Raw genomic sequence first — 15,559 nt, 5'->3', positions numbered from 1 at the left:
AGCGCGGGGCGGTTGGCTTCCGCCCGCCACCCCGCGCTCGCCCGGGGCCCATGTCTGGCCGGTCGCTCCGCCCTGTCAGTCCACCTCGGTCACCGGCTCGGTCACCGGCTCGGTCACCGTCTCGGCCCCGCGACGGCGTAGGCCACGGTGCCGGCGACCGCGAGGGCCAGGGCCGTCCAGGTGCCCGTCGCCGCGCCGGGCGGCAGCAGCATCCAATGCGCCGTCTCCAGCGCGACGTTCGTGGGGGACGGGGCGACGAGCGAGAACGACAGCCAGGCGATCGGCACCGTCCACGCGTACTGCGCCCCGCACACCGCCGCCCCGAGGGCGACGAGTCCCATCAGCCCCGCGCCGTCGCGGACGATGAACGCGGTGGTGGCCAGGTCCTCTCCCACGGCCTGCACCGTCAGCAGCACCGACACCACGACCGTGCCGCTCAGCAGCACATGCGCCGCCCGGCGGGGCGCCCAGCGAATCGCGGCCGTCCGGTCGAGCGCGAGGTCCTGCCCGCCGAGCCCGATCGAGACCGCCGTCGCCGCCGCGGTGAGGGCGAGCAGGGGCACCTTCGGGTCGACGGCCCCGCCGCCGGCCCGGGCGAGTGCCGCCACCGCCAGCGCGCTGATCACCACCGCGGCGAGCGAGGCGGGCACCTGCCGCGAACGCGCGTACAGCGTCAGCCACCTCACCGGGACGCACCGCCGGACAGTACGTCGAGCGCGTTGCCCTCGCAGGAGAGCGCGGCGGCGTGCGTCGCGCCGATCCGCGCGCGCTGTTCGGCCCGGGGCAGCGCCCTGAGTTCCTTCCACACCGGTCCGGCATGGGCGAGTTGCTGGGACGCCTTGTGGTCCGTCCCGCCGAGTGGTTCGAGGCTGCCGAGGACCCAGCCTGCCGCGGTGATCTGCGCGGCGATCTCGTCGGGCCTGCCGCTCCAGCCGGAGCCGCGGGGGGAACACGACGGCGCCATGCCCACGGCCACCAGGGCACGGGTCAGCTCCTTCTCCTCGGTGGTGGCGAGGATCCCGTCGTCGAAGTCGACGAGCACGGCCGTGCTCGACCGTTCCGGGGTGGCGTCGCTCGGCTTCAGGGCGGTGCTCTCACGGATGGAGGCCGGCGCCCGGCCGCCCAGGGCGTCGCGCAGAAGACGCAGCGCCTTCCGCCCGGGGCCCGCGAGGTCGTCCAGGCGCGCCTGGTGCGCCTTCGTCACGCACACCGGGCCGTCGCACACCATCGCCGCGGCGGCCTCGTCGACGACGTACGTCCGGCGCGGGTCGGAGGGGAGGACGAGCACTGCGATCAACGCGCCCGCGAGGACGGGCGTCAGGGCGAGCAGCCGGGTCCGCGGGGTCGCGGCGACCAGCAGCCAGAAGCCCGTAGCGGCCATGCCGAGCAGCCAGACCGTCTGCCCGAGGTGTACGGAGGCGGAGAGCGTGAGGAGTATCTCGTGCACCTGCGCGACCGCGGGCGACAGCAGCGAGACGCGGTTCCCCACCGCGGCCTCCGGCACCGCCGTACTGTCCGACACCCGCAGGACGTTGGTGAGAACGAAGGCCGCCACGGCCATCGCGGGCGGAGTGAGAGGGGACGGCAGGGCCCGCCCGGCCCCCATGCCCAGCAGGGCTCCCGCGACGAGTGAGAACGCCCCCACCAGCGAGATCGGCACCCACCCGAGATGTGTGTACGCGGTGTCGCCGAGCACCTGGACCGAGCCGACGAGGACGAGGAGCGCAAAGGCCGAGACCGACGTGAGCGCCGTAGCGCCGGCCGGCACGGCCACGCGGTGCCGGGCCGGCCGCGGCGTGGTCGTCAGCAGTTCGTGCATCCCCGAGCGGCGGTCGCGCAGTCCCTGGAGAGCGCCGAGGCCGACGGCGAGCGGCCACAGGATGATCAGCAGCATGCGGGTCCACATGGCCATGGACGTCCACTGGGCCGTCCACCGCGCGGTGCCGCTCCACCACGCGCCGGGAAGCCCGTAGAGGAATGCCAGCGCCGTCCCGAGGACGACGAGGCCGGCCCACGGTGCGACGGAGCGCTTCAACTCGGTACGCAGCACACGGGTGTTCACCAGGTGCCCCTCTCCTGCTCCGAGCCCTTCAGCAGCGCGGAGTAGCCGCGCTCCAGCGGGCTGTCGCCCACGTGCTCGGGGCCGCCCGCCGCCGCCAGCGAGTCCGGGGTGCCCTGGAAGACCAGCCGGCCCTCCGCGAAGAGCACCACGTCCGTGCAGGCGGCGCCCACGTCCTCCACGAGATGGGTGGAGACCACGACGCATGTGTCCTGGCCCAGTTCCTGCAGCAGTTCGCGGAAGCGCAGCCGCTGTGCGGGGTCCAGTCCGACCGTCGGTTCGTCGAGCAGCAGGAGCGTCGGGTCGTTGACGATGGCCTGGGCGATGCCGACCCGCCGCACCATGCCGCCCGACAGGGCCTTCATCCGCTCGTCGGCGCGGTCCGCCAGGCCGACCCGCTCCACGGCGCGTTGCACCGCCGCTGGGATGTCGGCCTTGGGCACTTCCTTGAGCCACGCCATGTACTCGACGAACTCGCGCACCGTGAAGCGCTTGTAGTAGCCGAACTCCTGCGGCAGGTAGCCGATCCGGCGGCGCAGCGCGCGGTGTTCGTCCAGGCCGGTGGCGGGTTCGCCGAGTAGTTCCAAGGAGCCCTCGGTGGGGCGCAGCACGGTGGCCAGCGTCCGGATGAGGGTGGTCTTGCCGGCTCCGTTGGGGCCGAGCAGACCGTGTACGCCGGTGCCCAGCGACAGGTCGAGCCCGTCGACGGCCATCCGGTTCCTGCCGACTCTCACCTTCAGCCCCGTGGCCCGGATCTCCCAGGCGTAGGACGTCGGTGCGAGGTCGGCCGCGTTCACCGCGGGCATGGTGGTGTGGTCCTTTCCGGTGGTCAACGATGGGCTCCCAGCACGGAGTACGCGCCCCTGCGGGCGATCACGACTCCCGTGCCGAGCGCGAGGATCAGCCCCCACACCGGCAGGCCTGCCGTCTGCAGGGCGAGGGGGGTACGGCCGGCGGCCAGGGTCGGCGCCACGATCACGGCGGCCCACACCGTCACCAGCGCGACGGCCGCGCGGGTCACGCCGACGGCTCCGCCGAGCGCCAGGGTCGCGGAGGTGAAGGCCAGGCAGGGCAGCAGCCACTGCGCGGCCGTCACCCCCGTCAGCCATCCGCCGGCCAGCAGGGCGGGGACGACCACGGCGAGCACGGACGCGGTGCGCCGCAGCACCAGGTGGAGGCCCGCCCTCGGCGCGGAGGCCGTCAGCTCGTAAGCAGGGTCCAGACCGCGCGACCAGGACGCCGCGACGCCGAGCACGGGCAGGACCGGAGCGAACAGCAGGACGAGCGACACCTCGCCCCGGCCCGTGAAGGCGGCCGGGCCGGCCAGGTCGAGCAGGAGCGCGAGCAGGGTCACGCTCGTGACCATGGCCAGCCACGGCACCATGGTCGGTGTCAGCCACCTCGACAGCCGTGCGGACCAGCGCCGTTGACGCCTGATCGGGGTGGCGTCCAGCCGTGGGCCGAGGCCGGACCACACGGTGTCGACCAGCGCCGCCACGTCGGGCGCCTCGGACGTCACGGCGGCCGACAACCGGTCGCGGCACACCCGGCACGTCTCCAAGTGGGCCTCCAGGGCCCAGACTTCGTCGGTGGCGAGGTCCGTGTCACCGCGTGCGTAACCGTCGATGATCCGCCTCGACGCGTGTTCGCCGTTCATGACAGCGCCTCCCTCATCGCGATCCGGGCCCTGCGGGCACGGGTCTTGACCGTGCCTTCGGGCAACCCCAGCAGGACCGCGGTCTCCCGGACGGACAGCCCGTCGAGCACCATGGCCTGGAGCACTTGGGCGAGTTCCGGGGCCAGGCGCCGCAGCGCGTCGCCGACGTCACCGCCGACGGTCGCCGCGAGCGCCTCTTCCTCGGCGGCAGGTGCCACCGGGCGCGGGGCGGCCGCGGGCGGCGGCTCCGCGTGGTGGGCCCTGCGCCGGAAGGCGTCTATCAGACGGCGCGCCGCGATCGTCCACAGCCAGCCGACGGCCGTCCCGCCGACCGCGGCCCCCGCGAAGGCGCCCGCCGCCCGCCACACCGCCAGATACGTCTCCTGCATGACCTCGGCGACGATCTGCTCGTCCGCGCAGCGGCGGCGCAGCCGCACCGCGAGCCACGGCGACGTACGCCGGTACAACTCCTCGAACGCGGCCCGGTCGCCTTTGGCCACGAGCCGGACGAGACGCTCCTCGTCCAGGTCGTGCGGCGCTGCCGCCCTGACTGATCTCACGCCTGGTAGACGTGCGGCCCGTACGGCTGGTTTTGCTGCGGATGTGATCTGCGCCACGGGAGTTGGGGGTTCGGTGCGGGCCGGGGCGACCCGGGGCCGAGGGGCGGTCGTGGGGCGCGCGGCGGCGCCGTGGACGCGGCGACGCGGGGGCGCCGCCGCGGAAATCCGTCGCGCCGCGTGCGGGCGAGCCGTTAGCCTCCGCCCGGGCGGAGCGAGGCACGTGACCCGAGGGAGCCAGGCATGGAGACCGAACGCGTACGGACCGACCGTTTGGGCGTGTTGCTGGACCAGTTCGACTGCGCGAGGGAAACGGCCCAGGTGCGGCTGACGGGCCTCACCGACGAGGAGTACCTCTGGGAGCCGGTGCCGGGCTGCTGGTCGGTCAGGCGCCGCGGCGAGGCGGTGACGCCGAGGGCGTTCGGGCCGGGGGAGTGGGTGCTCGACCAGGGCGCCCCGGAGATCCCGGCGAGCGAGTACGCGGAGGTCGCGCGGCAGGTCGCCGGCGGCATGAGCGTCGCCAAGGTCGCGGAGGACTGGAGCGTGAGCGTCGAGCGGGTCGAGGAGGTCCTCGCCCACACCGGCCCGCCGGAGCCCGACGAGACCCCGGTCACCACCATCGCGTGGCGGCTGGCGCATCTGCACTTCTGCTTCGCGGGCGGATGGGAGTGGACCTTCGGCGAGAAGCGGCACGAGCCGAAGCAACTGGTCGACTTCACACCGTCCGCCGCCGTGGCGCTCGAGCGGTTCTGGGCCGACCTGGACCGCTGGCGCGACAGCGTCGGCACCGTGACCGAGGAACAGCTCGACACCGTCGGCTTCTCCCAGTACCCGTACGGCTCCGATCCGGACGAGCCGTTCATCGGCGTGCTGTGGGGAGCCAACCTCGAACTCATCCACCACATGGCCGAGATCGCGCTGCTCCGCGACCTCTGGCGGGGCCGCTTCGGCACCCGCGCGTAGGCCCTGGCGCGCGCTGTGCCGGATGCTCAACGGGCCGCGGGTGCCCGGGAGTTCGGATGCCTTGAGGCGCGGAGGGTGCGCAGGGCCGCGCGGGCGTCCTGCGGCGTGAGCCAGGTGGCCCACGGAAGATCCGTACGGCCGTCGGCACGGTCCTCCAGCAGGGGGAGCAGCACGTCGCAGTCGCGCTCCGGTGTCCGGAGGGACACCAGCCGCTCGGGGCCCCAGCGGACCTCCAGGTTTCGGGTGTCGGTGCTGATCCAGGGTCCGTACTCGAAGAAGCGCATGCGGTACCACCGGCCGGAGAGCTGTCGTAGGGAGAGCGGGACGGTGCCGCGAGTCCCACGGATGCGCGAAGTCATGCACGGGCACGGCACGTTGGCTCGCGTCCGCGGCCATCCGGCGCCAGGTGCGGGGGCGATGAGGGGGCGGGCCGCCGCAGGAGGGCAATGTCGCGTGGCCGCCGCGTACCGGGGTATGCGGTGCGGGAACGACGCACCACGAGAAGGGACCCCCGCCGTGCTCATGGCTCACCCCGCGGTTCTGACCGATCTCGTCGCCCAGTACGAAGCGCTCGAAGCACTGCGCGCGCACGAGGGCGTTCCCGAGGCGCAGCAGCGGCTCGACGACGTCGTCCGCAACTTGTGCGTGGCGACGGGCGCCCCGGACGTCGAGGCGGCGCTCGTGGTCGCACGGCAGCAGCTCCGTGAGGAGCGTGCCCGGAGCGGGACCCTGGTGGCCGGCTGAGCCGTGGCCCGCGCCGCACGGTGAACTGGCACGCACTCCAGGGCCGTTGAGCGCGCCGGGCCTGACGATCCCTTCCCCGGGCCGACGGTCACCGACCGTCGGCCCGGAGTCGTCAGCGAGGTGTCCGGGGACGGGTGGCGATGGCGCGGAGCCGTTGATCCTGTCGCTTCGCGACGGCTGCCGAGACCGGGTTGGGGTCGTTGGGGGCCCGGCGCATCAGGTACGACGTGAGGGTGCCGCAGGTGCGGACGTCGGTCATCACGCCTCCGGGCGAGGGCCGCCTTCCGCCGGACCACGCGCCGGTGCGGCAGCGGGGGACGGACGGAGCGGTACGGGGCGGGGCACGGCGGCGGTACGGGGCGGGGCGCGCGGCGCCCGGAGCGGTACGGGTCCCGCCCCGAACCGTCATCGCCGTCTCCGGTCCCTGCCCTGTGCCGCCCAGAAGTCGCAGGCCCCCAGCCTCGGGCCCGAAGTCCCGGGCCCCCAGCCCCGGCCCCCCAGGACCGGGGCCCGCCGAGCCCGGGGCCGGCCCGCACCCGGCCTCTCCCTGAGCCCCGCCCCCACCCCGCCCGCAGCGCCTCACGCCGCTGAGCCCGAGCGCCACGCCCGGTGGCCGCGCGTCCGGTCGCCGGGGACGGCTAGGCTCGGCATCGGCCCGTGATCGACAGGAGGCGGCGGTATGTCAATGTCCGTGCCGCAGGGACGCCGGAGCAGCACGTTCACGCAGATGCTCCGGCACGGGTTCACCGACCCCTCCGCCGCGGTCCGGCTGCTCGACACCCCGGAGATCGCACCCGTCCGCTCCGACCCCGTCCTCCTGGACGCGCTCGGCACCACCGCCGACCCCGACCTCGCCCTCCTCGCCCTCGTGCGCCTCGTGGAATCGCTGCAGGAGCACGGATCCGAGGCCCAGAGCCTCCTCGACACGCTCGTCACCGCCAAGCCGCTGCGCGACCGCCTCCTCGGGGTGCTCGGTGCCTCCGAAGCCCTCGGCGACCATCTGGCCCGTCACCCGCTGGACTGGCACGCCCTGGTGACGTACGAGGCGGCTGATCTGCACCCCGGCATCGAGGAGTTCGAGAATCTGCTGGACGGGGTGCCCGATCCGGACGCGCTGCGGGCCGCGTACCGCCGCTGCCTGCTCACCATCGCCGCCCGCGACGTCTGCGGCACCACGGACGTCGCCGACGCCGCCGCCGAACTCGCCGACCTGGCCACCGCCACCCTCCGCGCCGCCCTCGGCCTCGCCGAGGCCGCGGCACCCGAGGACGCGGCTGCCTGCCGGCTGGCCGTCATCGCCATGGGCAAGTGCGGCGGCCACGAGCTCAACTACGTGTCGGACGTGGACGTCATCTTCGTCGCCGAGCCGGTGAACGGCACCGACGAGGCCAAGTCCGTCCAGGCCGCGACCCGCCTCGCCTCCCACATGATGAGGATCTGCTCGGACACCACCGCCGAGGGCACCATCTGGCCCGTGGACGCGAACCTGCGCCCCGAGGGCCGCAACGGGCCCCTGGTCCGTACGCTCTCCAGCCACCTCGCGTACTACCAGCGGTGGGCCAAGACCTGGGAGTTCCAGGCGTTGCTGAAGGCCCGTCCGGTCGCCGGTGACCTCGCCCTCGGCCGCGCCTACGTGGACGCCGTGTCGCCGATGGTCTGGCAGGCCGCCGAGCGCGAGAACTTCGTGGCCGACGTCCAGCAGATGCGCCGTCGCGTCGTCGAGAACATCCCCGCCTCCCAGGTCGAGCGCGAGCTCAAGCTCGGCCCCGGGGGCCTGCGGGACGTGGAGTTCGCCGTGCAGCTCCTCCAGCTGGTGCACGGCCGTTCCGACAGCTCCCTGCGCAGCGGTACGACCCTCGACGCCCTGTCGGCCCTGGCCGCGGGCGGCTACGTGGGGCGGTCCGACGCCGGCGCGCTGGACGCCGCGTACCGATTCCTGCGCACCATGGAGCACCGCATCCAGCTCCACAAGCTGCGCCGCACCCACCTCGTGCCCGAGGAGGAGGCCGACCAGCGCCGCCTCGGCCGCTCCCTGGCCCGCAGCTACGGATGGCCCGTGGGCAAGGAGCCCGTGGCGACGCTGCACGCCGAGTGGCGGCGGCACGCGCGCGAGGTGCAGCGGCTGCACGAGAAGCTTTTCTACCGCCCGCTGCTCAGCGCCGTCGCCGAGCTCGAATCGGCCGAGGCCCGGCTCAGTTCGAGCGCCGCCCGCCAGCGCCTGGAGGCCCTGGGCTACGCCGATCCGGCCTCCGCGCTGCGCCATCTGGAGGCCCTGGCCTCGGGCGTCACCCGCAAGGCCGCCATCCAGCGCACGCTGCTGCCCGTCCTGCTCGGCTGGTTCGCCGACTCCTCCGACCCCGACGCGGGGCTGCTCGGCTTCCGCAAGGTGTCCGACGCCCTGGGCAAGACCCCGTGGTATCTGCGGCTGCTGCGCGACGAGGGCGCCGCCGCGGAGAACCTGGCCCGCGTGCTGTCCGCCGGGCGCCTCGCCCCCGACCTGCTGCTCCGCGCCCCCGAGGCGGTCGCCCTGCTCGGCGACCCCGAGGGCCTGCGGCCCCGCGACCGGGCGCACCTGGAGCAGGAGGTGCTCGCCGCGGTGGGCCGCGCCGACGACGCCGCGCAGGCCGTCACCGCCGCGCGCGGGGTGCGCCGCCGCGAGCTGTTCCGCACCGCGGCCGCCGACATCGTCGGCGCGTACGGCACCGAGGCGAGCCCCGCGGAGGCCGACCAGGGCACCGTGGTCGACATGGTCGGCAGCGCCGTCACCGACCTGAACGCCGCGACCATCGCGGGCGCCCTGCGCGCCGCCGTACGGGACAAGTGGGGCGACGAGCTGCCCGCCCGCTTCGCGGTCATCGGCATGGGCCGCTTCGGCGGCCACGAGCTGTCCTACGGCTCCGACGCCGACGTGCTGTTCGTCCACGAACCGCAGGACGGCGCGTCCGAGCAGGAGGCGTCGCAGGCGGCCTTCGCCGTCGCCAACGAGATGCGCCGACTCCTGCAGCTGCCCACCACGGACCCGCCGCTGCTCATCGACGCCGACCTCCGCCCGGAGGGCAAGTCCGGCCCGCTGGTACGGACCCTGGCCTCGTACGCCGCCTACTACCGGCGCTGGTCGCTGGTCTGGGAGAGCCAGGCCCTGCTGCGCGCCGCTCCCGTCGCGGGCGACCCCGGCCTGGGGGAGAGGTTCGTCGAACTCATCGACCCGCTGCGCTACCCCGAGCAGGGTCTGACGGAGGAGTCCGTCCGCGAGATCCGGCGTCTCAAGGCCCGGATGGAGTCCGAGCGGCTGCCGCGCGGCGCCGACCGGACCCTGCACACCAAGCTGGGCCGCGGCGGGCTCTCCGACGTCGAGTGGACCGTGCAGCTCCTCCAGCTCCAGCACGCCGGAAGCGAACCCGGGCTGCGCACCACCCGTACCCGCCCGGCCCTGCGCGCCGCCCACGCCGCCGGGCTGATCGGCGCCGAGGACGCCGAGGTGCTGGACGAGGCGTGGGTGCTCGCCACCCGGGTGCGCAACGCCGTGATGCTGGTCCGCGGACGGCCCGGCGACACCTTCCCCACCGAGGCAAGGGAACTGGCAGCCGTGGGCCGCTACCTCGGCTACGAACCGGGCCACGTCGGCGACATGCTCGACGACTACCGCCGGGTCACGCGGCGCGCGCGGGCGGTCGTCGAGAAGCTGTTCTACGGGACGTGAGCGCCGAGGTGAGCCCCGTACGCGGGGGAGAGCGGGGGCGAGGGGTCAGACCACGGGCCGCAGTTCGAGCTCCGGTCCCCCCGGGGCGGCGACCCGCCGCGGCAGCCGGTAGGCGACCTTGCCGTACCAGAGGAACGACAGCCCGTACCCGAACGCCAGGCACATCAGCCCGCCGACCGCGTCCAGCCAGAAGTGGTTGGCCGTCGCCACGATCACCAGCAGCGTGAGCGCCGGATACGCCACGCCCAGCGCCTTCGCCCACATCGGCCGGGCCAGCATCGCGATGGTGATGCCGCACCACACCGACCAGCCGATGTGCATCGAGGGCATCGCGGCGTACTGGTTGGACATCGCGGCCAGGTTGCCCGACGCCATCGAGCCCCAGGTCTCGTGCACCAGCACGGTGTCGATGAAGCCCTCGCCCGACATCAGGCGCGGCGGCGCGAGCGGGTAGAAGTAGTAGCCGAGCAGGGCAACGCCCGTGGTGGCGAAGAGAACCAGCCGCGTCGCCGCGTAACGCCCCGGATGCCCGCGGTAGAGCCACACGAGCACACCGATGGTGACGATGAAGTGCAGCGTCGCGTAGTAGTAGTTCATGCCGATGATCAGCCACTCCACCGAATTCACCGCGTGGTTGAGCGTCCTCTCGACGGCGATCCCGAGAATCTCCTCCACCCGCCAGATCCAGTCGGCGTTCCGCAGGGCTTCCGCCTTCTGCTCCGGAACGGCGTTACGGATCAGGGAATACGTCCAGTAGCTGACGGCGATGAGGAGGATCTCGAACCACAGACGCGGTCTGCGGGGGCTGCGCACTCCGTTGATCCAGGCGCGCCGTGACTGTGCCGGGCGGTCCTCGCGCCCCTCGATGGGTGACGGGGTGACCGTCCGTCCCTCCAGAGTCTCCACAGTCGCTTCACCCATAGCGCGACAGTCTGCCAGATGGCGACCTGCTCCCGATCATTCGGCGGTCTACGGTCCCTCTCACTCCACGCTACGCCTGGCGGCCGCCGGCTGCCCTGTCGGTCCCGCGGCCGTCGACCCGCGTACGACCAGCTCAGGCAGGAACACGAACTCGCTGTGCGGCGCCGGGGTGCCCCCGATCTCCTCCAGCAGCGCACGGACCGCCGCCTGCCCCATCGCCGGCACCGGCTGCCGGATCGTCGTCAGCGGAGGGTCGGTGAACGCGATGAGCGGGGAGTCGTCGAAGCCGATGACGGAGACGTCGTCCGGCACCTCCAGGCCGTGCTGCCGGGCCGCCCGGATCGCGCCCAGCGCCATCATGTCGCTGGCGCACACGATCGCCGTGCAGCCCCGGTCGATCAAGGCGGACGCCGCCGCCTGGCCGCCCTCGAGGCTGTACAGCGAGTGCTCCACCAGGGACCGGGCGTCATCGGCGGTCAGACCGAGCTGCTCCTGCATGCTCTGCAGGAAGCCCTCTATCTTGCGCTGCACCGGGACGAACCGCTTCGGGCCCAGCGCCAGGCCGATCCGCTCGTGGCCCAGAGCCGCGAGATGGGTGACGGACAACCGGACCGCGGCCCGGTCGTCCGGCGAGACGAACGGCGCCTGCACCTTGGAGGAGAAGCCGTTGATGAGGACGAACGGCACACCTTGCGCGCGGAGCTGCTCGTACCGCTCGGTGTCCGCCGAGGTGTCCGCGTGCAGCCCGGAGATGAAGATGATCCCGGAGACACCGCGGTCCACCAGCATCTCGGTGAGCTGGTCCTCGGTGAAGCCGCCAGGCGTCTGCGTGGCCAGGACGGGCGTGTAGCCCTGCTGGGTGAGGGCCTGCCCGATGACCTGCGCGAACGCCGGGAAGATCGGGTTCTCCAGCTCCGGGGTGATCAGCCCGACCAGGCCCGCGCTGCGCTGCCGCAGCCGCACCGGGCGCTCGTACCCCAGGACGTCCAGTGCGGCCAGGACGGACTGGCGGGTGGCCGCGGCGACGCCGGGCTTCCCGTTGAGCACCCGGCTGACCGTCGCCTCGCTGACACCCGCCTGGCCTGCGATGTCGGAGAGCCGTGCGGTCACGGGGGTGGACTGTACCGGTCGCATCTCAGACTGCCCACCAGACACAGGTGTCGGCCGGAATGTGGACGCTGCCGCCCGTGAAGTGCAGGGCCGCGGTGGCGAGCACCGGCCGCCCCGGCACGGGTAGTTCGACCTCCCGGTCCAGGGTGTTGAGCGTGCACACGAAGCCCGGGCGGGACACGGCCAGCACCCCGTCCGGGGCGTCCAGCCAGGTCATCGGCCCGTCGCCGAGACCGGGCAGCCGGCGACGCAGCGCCAGCGCCGAGCGGTACAGCTCCAGGGTCGAGCGCGGGTCCCCGGACTGGGCCTCCACCGACAACTCCCGCCAGGCGGCGGGCTGCGGAAGCCAGCTGCCGCCGGGCCCGAACCCGTACGGCGCCTCCTCGCCCGACCAGGGGATCGGCACGCGGCACCCGTCGCGCATGCCGTCCTGCCCACCCGCCTGCCCACCACCACCCTCATCCGATGTGTTGCGCACAGCCGCTTCGTCCCTGCCACGGAAGAACGCCGGGTCCTGGCGCACCTCGTCGGGCAGGTCCGTCACCTCCGGCAGGCCCAGCTCCTCGCCCTGGTAGAGGTACGAGGACCCGGGCAGCGCCAGGGTGAGCAGCGCCGCCGCCCGCGCCCGCCGCAGGCCGGCCTCGCCGCCGCCGTAGCGGGTGGGGTGGCGGACGACGTCGTGGTTGGACAGCACCCAGGTGGTGGGGGCGCCGACCGAGGTGGAGGCGGCCAGCGACTCGTCGATGACGCCGCGCATCGCGTCCGCGTCCCAGGCGCAGGTCAGGAAATGGAAGTTGAACGCCTGGTGCAGCTCGTCGGGGCGCACGTACAGCGCGAGCCGTTCGGAGCTGGGCGCCCACGCCTCGGCGACGCCGATCCGCCCGTCGCCGTAGGAGTCGAGCAACTGGCGCCAGGAGCGGTGGATCTCGTGCACCCCGTCCTGGTCGAAGAACGGCAGCACCTGGGCGCCGATCATCTTCGCCTGCTCGTTGCGGCCGATCGCCGGCAGCCCTTCGGCCTTGACCATGCCGTGGGCGACGTCGATGCGGAACCCGTCGACACCGAGGTCCAGCCAGAACCGCAGGATCGACTCGAACTCCTCGCGGACCTCGGAGTTGTTCCAGTTGAGGTCGGGCTGCTCGGGCGCGAAGAGGTGAAGGTACCACTCGCCGGGCGTGCCGTCCGCGCCGGTCGTACGCGTCCAGGCCGGGCCGCCGAAGACCGACTCCCAGTCGTTGGGCGGCAGTTCGCCGTCCGCGCCCTGGCCCGGCCGGAAGTGGTAGCGGTCCCGGGATGCCGCGCCCGCCCCCTCCGCGAGCGCGGCCCGGAACCACTGGTGCTGGTCGGACGTGTGGTTCGGGACGATGTCCACGATCACCTTCAGGCCCAGCTCGTGGGCGCGCCGCACCAGGTCGTCCGCGTCGGACAGGTCGCCGAACAGCGGGTCCACGGCGCGGTAGTCGGCGACGTCGTAGCCGCCGTCCGCCTGCGGCGAGGCGTAGAAGGGCGTCAGCCAGACGGCGTCGACGCCCAGCTCCGCCAGGTACGGCAGACGGTCGCGGATCCCCCGGAGATCGCCGATCCCGTCGCCGTCGCTGTCCGCGAACGACCGCACGTACACCTGGTAGATGACGGCGTCGCGCCACCAGTCGGCGCACCGCTCGCGTGCGGCCTGCTCACGGACGGACGGGGCGAGGTCCTGGGTCATGTGGTACGTCCCTATCGGGTGGGCCCAACCGGGCTACGACAAGCGGTGGTCTGGTACGGACGGCCTGCGCGATGTGGCGCGGACCGGTGGCGGCGGTCAGCCCTTGGTGCCTCCCGCGGTGAGCCCGGCGACCAGGTGCTTCTGCGCGAAGAAGAACAGCGCTCCGGCCGGCACCATGATCAGTACGGACGAGGCGGTCATCAGGCCCCACTCGGCGCGGTGGGGGCCGACGAAGGTCTGCAGGCCGACGGCGAGGGTGTAGTTCTCCTCGCTGCTCATGAACTGCGTGGCGAAGGCGACTTCGCTCCACGCCGTCAGGAAGGTGTAGAAGGCGGTGACCGCGAGCCCGGGCCGGGCCAGCGGGACGACCAGCCGCCAGAACGTGCCGAACGGGGTGAGGCCGTCGACCCGCCCCGACTCGTCGATCTCCGCGGGGATGGTGTCGAAGTAGCCCTTGAGCATCCAGGCGCAGAACGGCACGGACACCGAGCAGTAGGTGAGGATCAGGCCCCCGTAGGAGTCCAGCAGGCCCAGCTGTCCCAGGATGTTGTAGAGCGGCACGATCAGCACCGCGACCGGGAACATCTGGAAGAGCAGGAACGACCACATCAGCGGCCCGTGCCCGGGGAAGCGCATCCGGGACAGGGCGTAGCCGGCGCTCGCGGCGATGAGGACGCCGACGAGCATGGTGCCGCCCGCGATGACGACCGAGTTGACGAACCAGGTGACGAACTCGGTGTCGTTCAGCACGTGCGTGTAGTTGGTGAGCGTGAACCCGGACATCTCCATGGGGTGCGTCCAGCCGTTCTCACCGCGCAGCGAGACCAGCACGATGAACACGACCGGGAAGAGAGCGACCATCGACGCCAGCACGAGCGTGGTGTGCAGGGCGGCCGACGCGCCCTTGGAACGCTCACCGCGGCGCCGTACGCGTGCCGCCGCGGCAGGTGCCGCGGCCGGTGCGGTGGTCACGGCGGCGGGTGCAGAGGCGGGGGCGCTCATCGGACGGCCTCCTGGCGGTTGAGCATCCTGCGGTAGAAGACGGAGAAGACCAGCAGCAGGGAGAGGATGACGATCCCGTACGAGGCGGAGGCCGCGTAGTCGCGGACGCCCTGGAAGGCGAGCCGGTAGGCGTACGTCACCAGGATCTCGCTCTCGGTCCCGCCGGCCTGGCCGATCACCAGGTAGATGATCGGGAACATGTTGAACGTCCAGATGGTGCCGAGCAGGATGACGGTGCTGCTCACGGGGCGCAGTCCGGGCAGGGTGACGTTGCGGAAGCGCTGCCAGGGGCTTGCGCCGTCCATCTCGGCCGCCTCGTGCAACTCCCGCGGAATGGACTGCAGTCCGCCGAGGATCGCGACCATCATGAAGGGCACACCGAGCCAGGTGTTGACGGTGATGACCGAGATCTTCTGGACGAAGGGATCGCCGAGCCAGTCGACCGCCCCGATGCCCACCTTGCCGAGCAGGGCGTTGAGCACGCCGTTGTCGGAGTTGTACATCAGCTTCCAGGCGAAGGCGGCGACGAACGCGGGGACCGCCCACGGCAGGATCAGCAGGACGCGGTAGAGCGAGCGCCCCTTGACCTGCCGGTTGAGCAGCATGGCCAGGCCCAGGCCGATGGTGTAGTGCAGGAAGACGCAGCTCGCGGTCCAGATCACGGTCCAGGTGAGCCGCGGGTAGAAGGAGCCCTCCTGGCCGGAGAGGATGTTCCAGTAGTTCTCGAGGCCGACGAACTTGTACGTGGACGGGACCTCGAAGTCACCGATCACCCGGCCGATGTTGGCCTCGTTGGCGTCGGTGAAGGACAGGTAGATCCCGCGGCCGAGCGGATAGCCGACGAGCACCCCCAGCACCACCACGACGGGCAGCACCATCGCCCACGCGTACCAGTGGGTGTCGAACGAGCGCCGGGCCCGGGTGAGCAGCGACGGGCGCGGCTGCTTCCGGTCCGGGCCTCCGGCGCCGGCGCTGCCGGAGCTTGCCGGGCTCCCGGGCTTGGTGACGGCTGTGGTCATGGCTCCACGGCTTTCTGCGGGTCGCGGGTCGCGGGTCGCGGTCTACGGGACGGGGGCGGCGGTGCCGGGCCGGTCACCTTCCGGGGCGCCGGGCCGCGGGCGGTGAACTCGCCCCCGTC

14 protein-coding genes are annotated in these 15,559 nt (G+C 72.9%); 3 read left to right on the top strand and 11 right to left on the bottom strand.

Translation table 11 applies throughout. From position 1 onward, the window contains the following. Positions 1–113: 113 nt before the first annotated feature. Genes ABZ822_RS20925 through ABZ822_RS20905 form a run of 5 tightly spaced genes read right to left on the bottom strand, consistent with a single transcriptional unit; the run spans position 114 to position 4,276 of the window. Positions 114–686 carry a hypothetical protein gene (locus ABZ822_RS20925; RefSeq protein ID WP_360856003.1) on the bottom strand — a complete coding sequence of 191 codons (573 nt, stop codon included), beginning with the start codon at positions 684–686 and terminating at the stop codon, positions 114–116. Further along, the gene (locus ABZ822_RS20920; protein ID WP_360856000.1) at positions 683–2,062 is read right to left on the bottom strand and encodes a hypothetical protein; all 1,380 of its coding nucleotides are present in this window, start codon (positions 2,060–2,062) and stop codon (positions 683–685) included. Before ABZ822_RS20920 ends, ABZ822_RS20925 begins: the two co-directional genes overlap by 4 nt. Next, the gene (locus tag ABZ822_RS20915) at positions 2,059–2,865 is read right to left on the bottom strand and encodes an ABC transporter ATP-binding protein (RefSeq protein ID WP_360856264.1); all 807 of its coding nucleotides are present in this window, start codon (positions 2,863–2,865) and stop codon (positions 2,059–2,061) included. The genes ABZ822_RS20920 and ABZ822_RS20915 overlap by 4 nt, the downstream gene beginning before the upstream one ends. A gap of 23 nt (positions 2,866–2,888) precedes the next feature. Next, on the bottom strand, positions 2,889–3,716 hold the full coding sequence (locus tag ABZ822_RS20910; protein WP_360855997.1) for a zf-HC2 domain-containing protein: 828 nt from the start codon (positions 3,714–3,716) through the stop codon (positions 2,889–2,891). Beyond that, the gene (locus tag ABZ822_RS20905) at positions 3,713–4,276 is read right to left on the bottom strand and encodes an RNA polymerase sigma factor (protein WP_360855994.1); all 564 of its coding nucleotides are present in this window, start codon (positions 4,274–4,276) and stop codon (positions 3,713–3,715) included. The genes ABZ822_RS20910 and ABZ822_RS20905 overlap by 4 nt, the downstream gene beginning before the upstream one ends. Positions 4,277–4,516: 240 nt before the next feature. Between ABZ822_RS20905 and ABZ822_RS20900 the strand changes: the two genes are divergently transcribed. Next, a complete protein-coding gene (locus ABZ822_RS20900; RefSeq protein ID WP_360855991.1) occupies positions 4,517–5,236 on the top strand; it encodes a DinB family protein in 720 nt (239 codons plus the stop codon). 26 nt (positions 5,237–5,262) lie between these two features. On the opposite strand, the gene ABZ822_RS20895 is transcribed toward ABZ822_RS20900, so the two are convergent. Then, a complete protein-coding gene (locus tag ABZ822_RS20895) occupies positions 5,263–5,595 on the bottom strand; it encodes a hypothetical protein (protein WP_360855988.1) in 333 nt (110 codons plus the stop codon). Between the two features lie 157 nt (positions 5,596–5,752). Between ABZ822_RS20895 and ABZ822_RS20890 the strand changes: the two genes are divergently transcribed. Next, on the top strand, positions 5,753–5,980 hold the full coding sequence (locus ABZ822_RS20890) for a DUF5133 domain-containing protein (protein WP_360855985.1): 228 nt from the start codon (positions 5,753–5,755) through the stop codon (positions 5,978–5,980). A 685-nt stretch (positions 5,981–6,665) separates the two neighbouring features. Further along, positions 6,666–9,680 (top strand): bifunctional [glutamine synthetase] adenylyltransferase/[glutamine synthetase]-adenylyl-L-tyrosine phosphorylase, encoded by a 3,015-nt coding sequence (locus tag ABZ822_RS20885; protein ID WP_360856261.1) that lies wholly within the window; start codon positions 6,666–6,668, stop codon positions 9,678–9,680. 45 nt (positions 9,681–9,725) lie between these two features. Here the strand turns inward: ABZ822_RS20885 and ABZ822_RS20880 are convergent, their stop codons facing one another. The 5 genes from ABZ822_RS20880 to ABZ822_RS20860 form a co-directional block, all read right to left on the bottom strand. Then, positions 9,726–10,601 carry a phosphatase PAP2 family protein gene (locus ABZ822_RS20880; protein ID WP_360855982.1) on the bottom strand — a complete coding sequence of 292 codons (876 nt, stop codon included), beginning with the start codon at positions 10,599–10,601 and terminating at the stop codon, positions 9,726–9,728. Between the two features lie 60 nt (positions 10,602–10,661). Then, positions 10,662–11,711: a LacI family DNA-binding transcriptional regulator gene (locus ABZ822_RS20875; protein ID WP_360855979.1), complete on the bottom strand. Its 1,050-nt coding sequence runs from the start codon at positions 11,709–11,711 to the stop codon at positions 10,662–10,664. A gap of 25 nt (positions 11,712–11,736) precedes the next feature. Next, complete coding sequence (locus ABZ822_RS20870) at positions 11,737–13,419, bottom strand: glycoside hydrolase family 13 protein (RefSeq protein ID WP_360855976.1); 1,683 nt, start codon at positions 13,417–13,419, stop codon at positions 11,737–11,739. 96 nt (positions 13,420–13,515) lie between these two features. After that, positions 13,516–14,421, bottom strand: coding sequence for a sugar ABC transporter permease (locus ABZ822_RS20865; protein ID WP_360855973.1), 906 nt, complete (start codon positions 14,419–14,421; stop codon positions 13,516–13,518). After that, positions 14,418–15,299, bottom strand: coding sequence for a sugar ABC transporter permease (locus ABZ822_RS20860; protein WP_360856258.1), 882 nt, complete (start codon positions 15,297–15,299; stop codon positions 14,418–14,420). Before ABZ822_RS20860 ends, ABZ822_RS20865 begins: the two co-directional genes overlap by 4 nt. Between the last annotated feature and the right edge of the window lie 260 nt (positions 15,300–15,559).

Source organism: Streptomyces sp. NPDC047108, from assembly GCF_040643575.1.
GTDB lineage: Bacteria > Actinomycetota > Actinomycetes > Streptomycetales > Streptomycetaceae > Streptomyces.
Note: the sequence above shows the minus strand (reverse complement) of the source record. Positions and strands in the feature narration are given on the sequence as shown.